The sequence below is a fragment of the Hominimerdicola alba 8 genome (assembly GCF_000178155.2).
GTDB lineage: Bacteria > Bacillota > Clostridia > Oscillospirales > Ruminococcaceae > Hominimerdicola > Hominimerdicola alba_C.
Window position 1 is genome coordinate 52,013 of sequence record NZ_ADKM02000091.1, and the last position, 14,517, is coordinate 66,529.

Here is a 14,517-nt window from a genome sequence, read left to right on the forward strand (position 1 = left end):
TGAATATAGTTGGCGTTTATCTTTCCCCCCGCCTGCGGCGGGGGAAAGATAACATCAACTCAGTATTTCCTTGTTATAAGGGTATTTTTTGGTGGTGTGCTAAAGGGATAGTCATATATATTATTTATCTGTCAGCGTTCAGCAAATCGTTTTTGATGTTCCACAACTTCTGCGAAAGGTCAACATAGTAGTTGTGCGGGTTCTCAAATCGTGTGACTTCGTCCCACAAACTTTCCACCTCTGTTTTGGCATAAGCGACTATATCCTTGTAGGCGGGCTTTTTGTAGACCAGCCTGCCGCCCTCGAATATCGGTACCAGTAGTTCGCGCGCCTCAAAGTCTGTAACTGTCTTTTTCTTCCATGTGTAGTTGGGGTCAAAGAGAGTCAGCGGCTTGCTTTCGTCAGGCTTTTCATCGTGTACGCACAGCAGGTCAGCGATGGCTTTGTGGTTCTCCCTGTCGTATATGCGGTAGACTTTCTTGAAGTGCGGGTTGGTTATCTTCACCACGTTCTCGCTTATCTTTATCTTCGGGGTGATGTTACCGCTCTCGTCCTCAACAGCCACCAGCTTGTAAACGCCGCCGAAAACAGGCTCGCTTCTGGCAGTTATGAGCCTTTCGCCCACGCCGAAGCCGTCAACCTCAGCCCCTTGAAATATCATATCGCGGATTATATACTCGTCCAGCGAATTTGATGCGATTATCTTGCAGTCGGGGTATCCCGCATCGTCCAGCATTTTTCTCGCCTTTTTGGAAAGGTATGTGATGTCGCCCGAATCAAGCCTTACCCCCAGCGGACGCTTGCCAAGCGGCTTGAGCACATCGTCAAAAGCCTTTATCGCGTTGGGTATACCGCTTTTCAGTACGTTGAAAGTGTCAACAAGCAGTACGGTACTGTCGGGATAGCATTTGCAGTATGCCGCGAAAGCGTCATACTCGCTGTCGAACATCTGCACCCATGAATGCGCCATCGTGCCCGTAGCAGGGAAGCCGTAAAGCTGGTCAGTGATGGTGCAGGCAGTGTTCAGCACGCCGCCGATACCTGCCGCCCTTGCGCCCAGTATAGCCGCATCAGCACCATGCGCCCTTCGCGAACCGAATTCGCTCACCGCCCGACCCTGTGCCGCCCGCGCGATGCGGTTAGCTTTTGTGGCGATAAGTGACTGGTGGTTGATGCACAGCAAAAGGTAAGTTTCTATCAGCTGTGCCTGTATAGCGGGTGCGCGTACCGTTATTATCGGTTCATTCGGGAAAACAACCGTACCCTCAGGCACAGCCCACACATCGCCCGTGAATTTGAAATCTTTCAGATACGCGAGAAATTCCTCGCTGAAAACGCCCTTGCCCCTGAGAAACTCGATATCAGCTTCAGAAAAGTGCAGGTCTTCAATGTAGTCGATAATCGGTTCAAGCCCGCATGCCACAGCAAAGCCGCCTTCATCGGGCACACGGCGGAAGAACAGGTCGAAATATGCTGTCTTCTTGTCCATTCCGCTGAGCAGGTAGCCGTTGCCCATAGTCAACTCATAAAAGTCACAGAGCATAGTGTAGTTAAGTTCAGTCATGTTGTTTACCTCTTTTCTGTAAAATTTAAGGGGAAACGCCCTCTACGCAAAGAGCGTGAGCATTTCCCCTTTTTGTTTGCCGTCGATCAGCCCATGTCTTCCGCAGTTGCCGTTATCTCCAGACCTATATAGCTGTCGATCTTGCCGCCGCGCACGAAGAACATGTCATAGTCGCCCTCACTTGATATATCCGATGCCACGCACATACCGCCGATATCTCCGTAATACTCCCTGTCGGGGGTATTGCCCAGCCTGTTCGAGCAGCCGTCCTGCTCACTCAGCTGATACAGCTTATCCTCGTCCAGCGTGGTCATATCCAGTTCGTCGTCATGGCGTATTATGTAGACGTTCCAGCCGTCCTCGACCTCAGTGTCTATATACATCTCAAATACTTCGTCCAGTTCAAATGTGTACAGCGGCGGCTCTTTGGTGAAGCCCTTTTCCGCCATCGTGTCGATGGTGTCCACATTTTTCCACCCCGACTGTGACTCAAGTATCAGCCCGTTTATGACAGAAGGTTCAGCCTCATCAAAGTCCTCCAGCACGCCCACCGTGTAGAATTCTTCTTCGCCGTCGGTGGTGATATCAGTGCTGCTTTCAGACTTGTCATTGGTCTTGGGCTTTTTCTTCTTGTCTTTATGCCCGCAGCCTGCCAGCACCGAAACGGTCAGCAGCGCTGCGATAACTATCGCAAATTCTTTTTTCATAGTTGACTCCTTATCAGATATAAGCAGTTTTATATTAAAAAACTAAGCTGAAAGAACTGCTATTAATTAATATAGTATGACCCGTCCCTGCCGAAATATATCACAGCGGGACTCAGCTTCTTTTTACCAGTATGCGAACACAGGCACATCATATGCCACATTGTTGTATATGTATTCAGCTGCATCATATGGCAGGTTTATACAGCCGTGACTGCCCCATGTTGCTGACTGATACTTAGTTCCGCCGAACACGCCGTTCTGCCATGAAGCATCGTGGAAACCTATACCAATGGTGCTTATGTAGTTCCAGAATTCAACGTATGAAGCGTATGACTGCCCGTCAGAACTGCCCACCAGCGTTTTGCCGCGCTCTTTCAGCCACAGCTTGTATACGCCTGCCGGTGTGTTCCTCGACTCGCTGGGGTAGCCCGAAACGAAGTCACTCTCCATCTTCATCTCGCCGTTTTCATAATACCATAGATGCTGTGCACTCAGGTCAACATCGAAGTAAGTGTCCCCGAAATCCTTTGTGGAAGTCAGCCAGTCGGGGTTGCAGGTGTAGCTGTAAGTCGAATCGGGGTTCACATACCATATTGGGTCTGTGCTGACCGACTCGCCCTCTTCTATGCAGTTGACGATGAAATTGGTCATGCCCTTCTGGTCGAGCCACCAGCCATAGCAGCCCTGACCCTGCGGTACAGTTATAACGCCCCTGCTGGTCGATTTGAACTCTCTGTCCTTGCCGAAAGTGTCGTACTTGTCTGCCAGCAGTTCAACATAATGCTCTATCGCATCGCGGTCTATCTCCAGCGTTTCAACGGGTGCATCTTCGTCAAATGATACCCATTCCATCACCTGTTCGCCGTCTATCAGTTCATTGCCGATGATAAAATCAAAGCTGATCTGCATATTGTGAAGATTGTTGAGTTTCTGACACTCCTCTGACAGTTCTTCTGCCTTTACCTTAGCGGTCTTGTAGCAGTCCAGTGAACCGATGGCGATGTCGAAATTCATCTTGTCAAGTTCGCTCTCCACATGGTCATATAGAAGCTGTATCTTGTTCTCATCGATGGTATCGCCGTCTGATTCGCCCACAACGCTGAAACTTCCGTTGTCGTTGCGGGTGATGTAAGCGTCCTTTGGTGCAGTGGCTCTCTGGTCTTTCAGAAGTTTGTGTGCCAGCAGTTCTTCCAGCTTTTTCTTGTCATAGTGGAAATCGTTGGTCAGGTCGAACTCTTCCTTGTCGAACTTTGCATCCAGCCATTTGCCGCGATCCTGCTCATCATACAGTTTGCCGACAGCTTCTTCGGTATTGTCAACATAACCGATATCAGCCAGTTTTATGCTCAGTGCCGAGCCGTCCTTTTTGGTTATTACGAAAGTTTCAGGCACAACAGCTTTCTTTTTAAGTTCAGCCACAGCCTGTTCCTTGTCCATGCCGCCCACATCAACGCCTGCAACGTAGGTGTTGTCGAGGAAAGCATCTTCATATGACTTTTTGCCGATGAAATAAATGCCCACTGATGCTATGGCACCCACCAGTACCACGCTTGTGCAGATAAGTGCCACCTGTGTGCCCGACATGCCTTTTTTCTTTTTCTTCTTTTTCTTTTTTGAAGCGGTGCTGCCCTTAGCCGCAGCAGAGGTCTTCTTGCCGCTGCCCGACTTTTTTGTGCCGCTGCTCTTCTTTTTGCCCGAAGAACTGCCGCTCTTTGATGAGCCGCTCTTTCTCTGACCGCTCCTTGAAGTGCCGCCCGAAGTGCTCCTCCTCGCAGTTCTGACCCCGCCTGCTGTGCTTGCGTAGGCGTAGTCATCAAATGCGTCCTCACCGAAATCGGTAACGCCCGAAGCCATCACAGGAACACTGTCCGTATCCTCTGCAAGCGACATGTTTCGCGCTATCATCTTAGCAAGGTCTTCTTTTCTGTTCTCCATTTAATAATAACGATCCTCCTGAAAATAATACCTAAATACACGTTATTTCTCCAAAGGTCAGTCTATGCAAATGACCCCATTTTCTATTATACAACATTCCCGCCTTTTTTTCAAGGACTTTTTGCATATTTTTTTCGACTGTTCCCGCCGCCGTTCAAACACCGACTGCGCACTGAAAGAATGGGAGTTTTATCGCATTTTCTGTCCATTCCTGCCGCAGAGGTCTTGCAACATGCAAACGCTGGTTATCCCTGTCTTGTTTATCAATGTTCTGTGAAGTACCACAATTGTACATGATAAATAAGTTTGAACAGTATTAGCCGCCATTCATTCTAAAGGGCAGTCAATTGACAAGCATTTGTTTTTAAGTTATAATTTATGGTGTGAGAGTATAATAAGGTCAGGATAAGGCAGTCAGGTGGCTGTCAGGAGGAAAGTAACAAGGAGTAAAAATATGTCAAATCTATTCAGTGTGCTGGTCGCTGTGGGCGGTCTTGCAATGTTCATGTTCGGTATGAACACACTCAGTTCGGGTCTTGAAAAGACAGCGGGCGGTCTTATGGAAAAGGTGCTTGCCAAAGTTTCGGGCAACATCTTCACAAGCGTGCTGTTCGGCGCTATCGTGACGGCGGCAGTGCAGTCCTCAACGGCTACTACGGTCATCGTCATCGGTCTGGTAAACGCAGGTCAGCTTAAGCTGCGCGGCGCTGTCGGTATAATCATGGGCGCAAATATAGGTACTACTATGACAGCGCAGATACTAAGGCTGGCGGGCATCGGTGAGTCGGAGAACTTCTTCGTCAACCTTATAAACCCCACCAATCTTTCAGCGATACTCGCCATCGCGGGCATACTGTTCATAATGTTCTCGAAGAAGAACAAGTACAAGACCATCGGTGAGATACTTATCGGCGTGTCGATACTTTTCACAGGCATCAACACCATGCGCGGCGCCATAACTCCCATGATAGAGGGCAGTGACAGAGTTAAGTCCATATTCGCAGTCCTCCAGAACCCCGCACTGGGCATTCTGGTGGGCATCATAATCACCATATGCACTCAGTCAAGTGCGGCGGCAGTCGGTCTTTTGCAGGTCATCGCAGGCGGAAGCGGTACGGACGGCGCGGTGCTTTTCGCATCGGCATTTCCTATCATCATGGGCACCAACATCGGTACCTGTGCCACACCTCTGATATCTTCACTGAAATCCTCTAAAAACGCAAAAAGAGCGGCACTGCTTCACTTCTACTTCAACCTTATCGGTACGATACTGTTCCTCATAGTTATCTACGCTGTTCAGCTGACTGTTGGCTGGAGTTTCTGGGATAAGCCTTTCACAATGGATCATATAGCTAATTTCCACACCATATTCAACGTGACTGTAACAGCCATCTTCATACCATTTGCAGGTCTGCTTGAAAAACTTGCCTGCATCACTGTACGTGATAAGCCCGGTGAGGAAGATGACGTTTTCTCAAAGGAAGACCTTCTGGACGAGCGCTTTCTTGTCACTCCCAACGTGGCTATCGCGCAGTGCAAAGAGGCTGTTGTGCAGATGGGTATCTATGCAAAGAAGAATTTTGAGGCAGTCTGCGGACTGTTCGATAAATATGACCTCAAAGAGGTCGAGAAAGTCAATGAGCGTGAGGAATTGCTGGACAGACTGGAGGACAGAGTCGGTCAGTATCTTATAAAACTCAATGACTGCGGTCTTAACGAGGACGAGGGACGCATGGTCACCACACTGTTCCACCTGATAAGCGAGTTTGAGCGTATAGGTGACTACTCGGTGAATATCAGCGAAACTGCGGGCGTTCTCTATGAAGAGGAAGCAAGATTTTCCGACCGCGCCAACAGTGAACTTGAAGTCGTGAACGGCGCTATCGCTGAGATAATCGACCTTGCGATAGAAGCCACAAAAACTATGGATATGACCGTCCTCACCGAGATAGAACCCCTCGAAGAGGTGGTAGACCGTCTGGTGGAAGAACTCAAAGCTGTGCATATCGACCGTTCAAAGAAGGGTCTGTGCGCTATCGATGTGGGCATTCATTTCCTCGATATCCTCACCAATGTCGAGAGGATATCCGACCACTGCTCGAATATCGCGGTGTACCTCATCTCTTCAAAACAGCAGTATGAAACTCTTAAAAAGCATGAATACCTCGATGACCTGCATAAGCATGGCACAGCGGTGTATGAGAATAAGCTGAAAGAGTATACCGAAAAGTACTCACTCAAAGCATTGGCATAAAAAATTCAGGCGGGCGATGTCAGCATCGTTCCGCCTTGTTTTGATGAAAAAGCGCAAACCGTCAAGGCGGCTGAAACCGAATATTTTAACCACAGAAAGGTGATATATATGAAAAAAATACTTGTTATCCACGGTCCTAACCTCAATCTTCTGGGCGAAAGAGAACCGGGTGTCTACGGTACGGATACCTTTGAGAGCATCAATGACGAGATAGTTTCCCACGCACTTAGCTACGGCATGCACTGTGAGGTCTTTCAGTCGAACCACGAGGGCGAGATCATCGATGAACTACACCTCGCGCGTAAAAAGTTTGACGGCGTTGTGCTGAATGCGGGCGCTTATACCCATTACAGCTACGCTATCAGAGATGCCATAGCCGCCATCAAGATACCCGTTGTGGAAGTCCACCTCAGCAATATCCACGCCCGCGATGCGTTCCGCGAGAAAAGCGTTATCGCACCTGTATGTGTGGGTCAGATAAGCGGCTTCGGCAAGTACAGCTACCTTATGGCAGTCGATGCCCTCAATTACAGATGGAAAGCGAGTGAGGAAAATGAACAGGCTTGAAAAATTACAGTCGCGCATAAAAGAAGCCGCTGACTGCGGCATCATCACAGATGAAGTCAACAGACGCTACTTCACAGGCATGAAGTCAAGCGCGGGTACTGTCCTTGTTTTCCCTGAGGAAAGCTATCTTATAATTGACTTCCGCTATATCGAAAAGGCGAGAAATACCGTCAGGGACTGCACTGTTCTGCTGGAAGAGAACGGCGCTGGAAAATATGCCCAGCTGAATGAGCTTATCGAGAAACACGGCGCAAAGACTATCGCCATAGACAGCCAGACCTGCACCGTCAGCGACCTTGCCGCCTACCGCAAACAGCTGAAAGCAGAGATACCCGCAGACGGAAAATTCGGGGTCATCATTCGTCAGCTGAGGATGGTCAAGACCTCTGACGAAACTGACAAGATGATAGCCGCTCAGCGCATAGCTGAGGCAGGACTGGAGCATATGCTGGATTTCATCAAGGTCGGCAGGACTGAAAAGGAGATACAGCTGGAACTTGACTACTACATGCTGTCACACGGCGCAGAAGCCCTCAGCTTCGATACCATCGCCCTCAGCGGTCCGAATACTTCTCTGCCGCATGGTGTGCCTTCCGAAAGAAAGGTGCAGAGCGGCGAGTTCGTGCTGATGGATTTCGGCGCAGTCGTTGACGGCTACCACAGCGATATGACCAGAACTGTCTGTGTCGGTGAACCTACCGAAAAAATGCGCAAAGTCTATGATATCGTACTTCGCGCACAGCAGGCGGGTCTTGATGCGGTGAAAGCAGGTATTTCGGGCAAAGACCTCGATGCCGCCGCAAGAGATCTTATCGCCGCAGAGGGCTACGGCGACGCTTTCGGACACTCGCTCGGTCACGGCGTCGGCATGGAGATACACGAACAGCCCTACGCTTCACCGTCATCAAAGTTCGTTCTGCCCGAAAATTCCATCATAACCGTTGAGCCGGGCATCTACCTTGAAGGTGAGTTCGGCGTGCGCATAGAGGACTTTGTCATCGTCAAAGCAGGCGGCTGTGAGAACATGACCCTTGCAGGAAAAGAACTTATCTGCATATAAAATGCCTGCCAAAAGGCATTATGACCGCTCCGAACAATGCTGTTCGGGGCGGTTTGCTATAAATTATACCTTAAAAAGGTTATCCCTTTAGCACACCGTCTGAAAATGCGGTAAACAAAAGGATAATTATAGCAATCCGCCTTAAAATTCAGACAAAATCCAGTCACAAAATCCATATATCCGAGCTTTTGCGACTGGATTTTGTGAATTTAAATAGTTGGATTGCTATAAGCGTTGTATATATTTCTCCCGCCGCAGGCGTGATAACCATAATAAAAATGCCCCTGAGCGTTCACCGCAACACTCAGGGGCATGATATTTATATCCGATCCTTATTTCAGCTTGAAATGAACAGGCATGCCGTTCTTCATGGCGATCTTTACTTCGCCCTGTATCAGCGGCAGGAAGTACTTCTCCGCTTCGGGCAGAATGTCGTTCTGCGCATCGTTTATCCAGCGGCGCGGGAAGAATTTTTCCTTGTTTGCCACCGCAGAAGCCTCAGCGCTTTCAATAGTGATAACGTAAGGTACATCGCTCAGGCGCTTGTAGACCATCATCTTGCCCGTTTCGCCCGCAAGCGCGCGCTTTACGCCCTCACTGCCGATAAGTTCAGCTTCGTCAATGTCGGTCTTCGAGCAGATGTGCGATGAACAGCGCTGCATAACGTTCAGTTCTATCGAACGCACCTTGCACCCGATGTGGTCTTTGACCAGCTGTTCAAGGCTCTTGCCGATGCCCGAAAGGTATTCGTGACCGAAATTGTCCACTGCCACAGGTCTTTTGCTGTCCTGCGGGAGTTTAACACCCTCCGACACAGCCACAATGACCGCCTTGTGCTTAGCCTGCATACTGCGAACATCTTCTAAAAACTTCTCAGCCGAGAAATTGCACTCGGGCAGGTAGATAAGGTGAGGCGCTATCTCGTCATTCGCCCTTAAAACACAGGTCGAAGCCGTCAGCCAGCCCGCATGTCTGCCCATTATCTCAACTATGGTGACTGATTCTATCGAATAAACCGAACTGTCGCGGATTATCTCCTGTACAGTAGCCGCCACGTACTTAGCCGCCGAACCGAAACCGGGTGTGTGGTCGGTAACAGGCAGGTCGTTGTCGATGGTCTTCGGTATGCCGATGACCTTTATATCAGAACCCACCGATTTGAGATAAGCTGACAGCTTGTCCACCGTGTCCATCGAATCGTTGCCGCCGATGTAGAAAAAAGCCTCGATGCGGTGCTTTGTGAGGTTCTCGTGTATCTTCTTGTAAACTTCATCGTCTGTTTCAACTGCGGGCAGCTTGTACCTGCACGAACCCAGAACCGTCGATGGGGTCTGCCTGAGAAGTTCCATGTCCTCGTTGGTGCGTATGACCAGCTTAAGGTCCATAAGTTCGTCCTTTATCATACCCTCGATACCGTTGATAGAGCCGAAAACAGCGTCTATCTCAGGGGTTTTCAGCGCTTCCTTGAATACCCCTACCAAAGAAGCGTTGATGGCGCAGGTCGGTCCGCCCGACTGAGCAACTGCAATGTTCATTTGATTATCCTCCGTTTGATAAAATATTTCATATTATATTCGCTTCGTCTGCGCACCTGCGTCAGATATATTTGTACTTCTCTTAAATTCTCACAAAGCCTATTATAGCACAACTGACTTTCAAATTAAAGAGGTATATTCAAATATTAATAATCTTTTCCCTTTTTCACAAAAAGTTGTATTGCCTTTAACCGCGAAAGTGTCAATCATGGGGAATTTACACGCAAGGTATCAGAAAGAATGATAATAAATTTTAAAAAGTTTTTTAAAAGACTTGAAATGTAAGGTGAAATGTGGTATGATTATCATATGTAAATGTGCAAATTCGATTTGGACAGGAAATTTTGAGAATATTATGGAGGTACTAATAATATGGTAACAGCCGGCGATTTCAGAAATGGTATGACGTTCGAGGAGGACGGCAATGTAATGCAGATAGTTGAGTTCCAGCACGTAAAACCTGGTAAGGGCGCTGCGTTCGTAAGGGCTAAGGTAAAGAACGTTATAACAGGTTCCATCAACGAAAAGACTTACAACCCCACCGCAAAGTTCCCTACCGCTTACGTGGAGAGAAAGGATATGGAGTATTCATACAGCGACGGTGATCTGTATTACTTCATGGATTCCGAAACTTATGAGCTTATCCCTGTAAACAAGAGCGAGCTTTCCGATAACTTCAAGTTCGTTAAGGAGAACATGGTCTGCAAGATACTGTCCTACAAGGGTCAGGTATTCGGCGTTGAGCCTCCTTTCTTCGTAGATCTGGAAGTTACCGAGACCGAGCCGGGCGAGAAGGGCAACACAGCTACCAACGCTACCAAGCCTGCAACTGTTGAAACAGGCGCTGAGATCAGAGTTCCTCTGTTCATCAACACAGGTGACAGGATCAGGATCGACACACGTACCTGCGAGTACATGGAGCGTGCATAAGATTTTAACTGACTTCTTTGAGTTAGGAGGTTGCTATTATGGAACTGAGCAATAAGGCGGCTTATATAAAGGGTCTTATGGAAGGCATGAAGATCGACGAGAGCACCGATCAGGGCAAGGTCTTAAAGGCTATGGCTGAACTGATGGAAGAGATGGCTAAGGCTATCGAGGATGTCACTGTTCTGGCTGACGAAACTGTTGATGTTGTTGACAGCCTCAGTGATGATCTGTCTGATCTGGAAGACGACTTCTATGAAGAGTACTACGATGATGAAGACGATGACGATGATGTTTTCGATGATGATACTCTGTATGAGTGTGTATGTCCTTCATGCGGTGAAACTATCGTTATGGACGACAAGATGGTCGAAAACGGTTCGATAGAGTGCCCAAACTGCGGCGAGAGCCTTGAGTTCGATTTCTCTGACGATGATACTGAGGAATAATTTTCCGCATCGCAGATAGATAATATGTTTCAGGGGTGGTGTGATTCCACACCGGAGGTGATCGCGGCAAGCTGACCGCGTAAGTCCTCGACCGCACAAAAGTGCGCTGATCGGGTGAGATTCCCGAACCGACGGTAAGAGTCCGGATGGAAGAAACGACATTTTTTCGCAAACAAAGCCCCCGAGTGCATGCTTGGGGGCTTTCTATCGTTTCTCCCGAATATTTATGTATTATTTGGAGGAATAAGTTATGTCAAATACTGTCACAGCAAAGAAAACACCTTTTTTTACCACTCGCAAGCTGGTGGTCATGGCAATGCTCAGTGCCATCGCGACTGTGGTGTACTACCTTGATTTCCCTGTGCCGCTGATGCCTGACTTCATCAAGATGGATCTTTCCAATGTCATCTCGCTGCTGGCAAGTTTTGCACTGGGTCCCGTTGAGGGCGTGGTCGTATGCCTGATAAAGAATGTGGTGCAGCTTATGATAAAGGGCGCAGGCACTACAATGGGTATAGGTAATATCTTCGATTTTGTGACCTCTGCGGCGTTCTGCCTGACAGCGGGTCTTATCTACAAAAACCACAGGACCAGAAAATATGCTGTTATCGCATGCGTTGTCGGTGCGCTGGTGTTCACAGTCATCAGCCTGCCGCTGAACTACTTCATCGTTTACCCGATATATTTCAAGGCTTTCGGCGGCGAAGCTGCTATACTGGGCATGTACCGTCAGCTCAATGCAAATGTTGAGAGCACTTTTCAGGCGCTTTGCATGTTCAACCTGCCTTTCACATTCGTAAAGGGTGTTCTCTGTGCTGTGGTGACGATGGTCATCTACAAACCGCTGTCACCTGTACTTAAGGGCAAAAACTGAATGATATCTGCTGACCGACTGTCCTGCATGGCAGTCGGTTTTTTTGTCGCCGCGCTATTTCTTTACCATATTTCTGCTGCCGCAAACAGGGCATACGACTATCTGCCGCCCGCTGCCCTCCGGTGTGGGCAGTTTAGCGCCGCAGCTGCACCTTGCAGAAGCCGTGTGTGCCCCTCTGACAGGGCGTACCGCACTGCGCGGGTCAAAGCTGTTTGCAGGTTTACTGTGTCGGAACAAAGAGTTCATACGCATCGTGAATCGCAGGTTCTCGTTCTCACGTTTGCCGATGTCTTTCGAGAATACCCTTGATATGTTGATTATCATGTAAAGCCCCGATAATGCTATCACTGAATGTGCATCAACGTGCGGTATTCTCCAGAGGACTATGTATCCCAGCAGCGCGATCAGCAGACAGAGGGCTGTATTCGCAAAGAAAAGCGTGTCAAAGCCGTATCGTCCCTGCATGAAGTTTGGTCGTTTCATATTTTTCCTCCCGCAATTTATTACGTGGTTATCCCGCTGACACACCACAAAAACGGCGGTTTTACAGAACTTAAGGTGGTTGGCGTATGGGCGCTCAATTATCCTTTTGTTTACAGCATTTTCAGCTGGTGTGCTAAAGGGATAGTCATAATTTATTATATAGCAATCCAACTTTTTAAATTCACAAAATCCAGTCGCAAAAGCTGGGATTTATGGGTTTTGTGACTGGATTTTGTCTGAATTTTAAGGCGGATTGCTATAGTAAACGGAATTTTTGTCGCTAACTTATAGGTGTATCCTTGCTGTGCAGCACCATTCAGTATTATAACATATGGGAGGATATATGGACAGCAGGTCATATGTAAATTTTTTGTTAAAAGGCTTACTCGTGCAGACTTAAACGTTTTCTGAAAACGAATACTTTCCATAATATGGAAAGCTTTAGCAGATGCGCACAAACAGCAGCAAAATTTATATTGCATAATGACGATTGCATAATTTTGCGGTTTATGTTACCATAATTCAAGTGAAGGGTATTTGCCGCATGACGCCTGAAAGGGTATAAGGCGTTACGCGGTGCATCGTCCCCGCTTTTATCGGGTAAATGTGGAAGCGGGTGCTGTTCTGATAAGGAGGATATCGATATGATAAGAATGAAAAGGTTAATGGCAGGCGTTTTTGCGCTGACTATGTGTGTGGGTATGGCTGCATGCGGCAGCAGTGAGGGTTCTGATACCGCTGCAAGTTCGGCAAATGCTATCAAGCTGAATGACGATCAGCAGGCTGTTGTTGATGAAGCTGCAAACAAACTCCCCGAACTTGAACTGGATAACAGCACCATCAAGTGGATGGCTCACTATGACATCAATCCGGGTGACGGCAACGTAACACCTCCGGGTCTTCAGATGTTCAAGGACACTTATGACGGCAAGATCGAGTTCGTACAGACCACATGGGAAAACCGCTATGCCGACCTTGCAAAGCTGGTAATGGCAAACGATTCGCCTGACTTCTTCCCTGCATCTGATATGGACGGTTTCCCGAAGGGTGCTATCAAGTCCATGTTTGAGCCTGTGGACGAATTTGTTGACCTGAACAGCGAACTCTGGTCTGATGTAAAGGCTACCAGTGAAGCATTTGTGTTCAACGGCGGTCACTATGTTATACCGATAAAGTCTGCACCTAACTTTGTGTGCGTATACAATACAAAGACCATTGAAGATCACGGTTATGACGATCCCGCTGAACTGTATTACAATGATGAATGGACATGGTCTAAGTTCACTGAGATGTGCCTTGATTTCGTTGATGCTGATAACGACCTCTATGCGCTGGACGGCTACTGGTACGGTCAGGCGCTCAACGATACCTGCGGCGTGCCGCTCATCGGCATGAAGGACGGTCTGCTGGTAAACAACATGGCTGATCCCGCAGTCGGCAAGGTGCAGGAACTTATGTATAACCTCCAGAAGAATGAAGTAGTATTCGACCGTTCTTCCAACAACTGGTCTACCAGAGGTGACGGCACTACAGGCGAGGGTCTTGGTTCTTACCAGACATTGTTCATACCTGTTGGTCTGTGGGGCATCGAAAATTCACCCGAAGCTGTAAAGCCTTTCGGAGATGTTGAGGCAGGCGAGATAATGTTCTGCCCGATGCCGAGAATGGACGATTCTGACAAGTACTACGTATCTGCAAGAGTTGAGGGTTACCACATCGTAAAGAATGCGCCTAACCCGATGGGCGTTGTGGCTTACATGAACTGCCTGAAAGTCTGCGATACTGAGGCTTCGGAGATCACTGAGCAGCAGCTGAGAGATGATTATAAGTGGAATGATGATATGATCCAGATGCGCGATGAGATCTACAAGCTGGTAAACACCAACCCTGTTTACGACTTTGAACACGGTGTTTCAAACGAAATGGAATCATTGATGCAGACTGTTAACCAGTACACCATGATAACAGGCGGCGGCGCAGGCACATGGACAGCCTGCGTTGAAGAGAACAAGACCGCTGTTGACTACCTTATCAAGGAAGCCAACGAAAGCATCGGTGCATCAACTGCCGAATAATAAAGATCATCTGCCGCCTGCGGTATTTCACGCAGGCGGCTTCTTTATAGCGTGAAAATGCCCCGAAGCGTACCGCTTCGGGGCATT

General features: G+C 48.2%; 12 protein-coding genes and 1 riboswitch. Of the genes, 7 read left to right on the forward strand and 5 right to left on the reverse strand.

Translation table 11 applies throughout. The features are described 5' to 3' along the window. Window positions 1–124: 124 nt before the first annotated feature. The 3 genes from CUS_RS10500 to CUS_RS10510 all read right to left on the reverse strand — a co-directional run bounded on the left by CUS_RS10500 (window position 125) and on the right by CUS_RS10510 (window position 4,206). Window positions 125–1,564, reverse strand: coding sequence for a nicotinate phosphoribosyltransferase (locus CUS_RS10500; protein ID WP_002850587.1), 1,440 nt, complete (start codon window positions 1,562–1,564; stop codon window positions 125–127). 86 nt (window positions 1,565–1,650) lie between these two features. Next, a complete protein-coding gene (locus CUS_RS10505; RefSeq protein WP_002850399.1) occupies window positions 1,651–2,271 on the reverse strand; it encodes a hypothetical protein in 621 nt (206 codons plus the stop codon). Window positions 2,272–2,394: 123 nt separating this feature from the next. Continuing rightward, complete coding sequence (locus CUS_RS10510) at window positions 2,395–4,206, reverse strand: L,D-transpeptidase family protein (RefSeq protein ID WP_002850651.1); 1,812 nt, start codon at window positions 4,204–4,206, stop codon at window positions 2,395–2,397. Between the two features lie 454 nt (window positions 4,207–4,660). Here CUS_RS10510 and CUS_RS10520 point away from each other — a divergent pair, with 454 nt between their 5' ends. The 3 genes from CUS_RS10520 to CUS_RS10530 all read left to right on the forward strand — a co-directional run bounded on the left by CUS_RS10520 (window position 4,661) and on the right by CUS_RS10530 (window position 8,087). After that, entirely contained in the window at window positions 4,661–6,460 is a 1,800-nt protein-coding gene (locus tag CUS_RS10520; protein ID WP_002850480.1) for a Na/Pi cotransporter family protein, read from the forward strand. Between the two features lie 108 nt (window positions 6,461–6,568). Then, window positions 6,569–7,027, forward strand: coding sequence for a type II 3-dehydroquinate dehydratase (gene aroQ / locus CUS_RS10525; protein ID WP_002850655.1), 459 nt, complete (start codon window positions 6,569–6,571; stop codon window positions 7,025–7,027). Further along, window positions 7,014–8,087: an aminopeptidase P family protein gene (locus CUS_RS10530; protein WP_002850400.1), complete on the forward strand. Its 1,074-nt coding sequence runs from the start codon at window positions 7,014–7,016 to the stop codon at window positions 8,085–8,087. Before aroQ ends, CUS_RS10530 begins: the two co-directional genes overlap by 14 nt. 332 nt (window positions 8,088–8,419) lie before the next feature. Here the strand turns inward: CUS_RS10530 and CUS_RS10535 are convergent, their stop codons facing one another. Continuing rightward, window positions 8,420–9,622, reverse strand: coding sequence for a 6-phosphofructokinase (locus tag CUS_RS10535; protein WP_002850645.1), 1,203 nt, complete (start codon window positions 9,620–9,622; stop codon window positions 8,420–8,422). Window positions 9,623–9,994: 372 nt separating this feature from the next. Here CUS_RS10535 and efp point away from each other — a divergent pair, with 372 nt between their 5' ends. From efp to CUS_RS10550, 3 genes are all read left to right on the forward strand, one after another. Further along, complete coding sequence (gene efp, locus CUS_RS10540; protein WP_002850670.1) at window positions 9,995–10,552, forward strand: elongation factor P; 558 nt, start codon at window positions 9,995–9,997, stop codon at window positions 10,550–10,552. Window positions 10,553–10,590: 38 nt separating this feature from the next. Further along, window positions 10,591–10,998 (forward strand): CD1247 N-terminal domain-containing protein, encoded by a 408-nt coding sequence (locus tag CUS_RS10545; RefSeq protein WP_002850436.1) that lies wholly within the window; start codon window positions 10,591–10,593, stop codon window positions 10,996–10,998. 21 nt (window positions 10,999–11,019) lie between these two features. Continuing rightward, window positions 11,020–11,160: riboswitch (FMN riboswitch) on the forward strand. 88 nt (window positions 11,161–11,248) lie between these two features. Next, entirely contained in the window at window positions 11,249–11,872 is a 624-nt protein-coding gene (locus CUS_RS10550; protein ID WP_002850611.1) for an ECF transporter S component, read from the forward strand. Between the two features lie 54 nt (window positions 11,873–11,926). Here CUS_RS10550 and CUS_RS10555 read toward each other — a convergent pair whose 3' ends face one another. Further along, on the reverse strand, window positions 11,927–12,355 hold the full coding sequence (locus tag CUS_RS10555; protein ID WP_002850656.1) for a hypothetical protein: 429 nt from the start codon (window positions 12,353–12,355) through the stop codon (window positions 11,927–11,929). Between the two features lie 644 nt (window positions 12,356–12,999). On the opposite strand from CUS_RS10555, the gene CUS_RS10560 reads away from it, so the two are divergent. Beyond that, window positions 13,000–14,430, forward strand: coding sequence for an ABC transporter substrate-binding protein (locus CUS_RS10560; RefSeq protein ID WP_002850678.1), 1,431 nt, complete (start codon window positions 13,000–13,002; stop codon window positions 14,428–14,430). Window positions 14,431–14,517 lie beyond the last annotated feature (87 nt).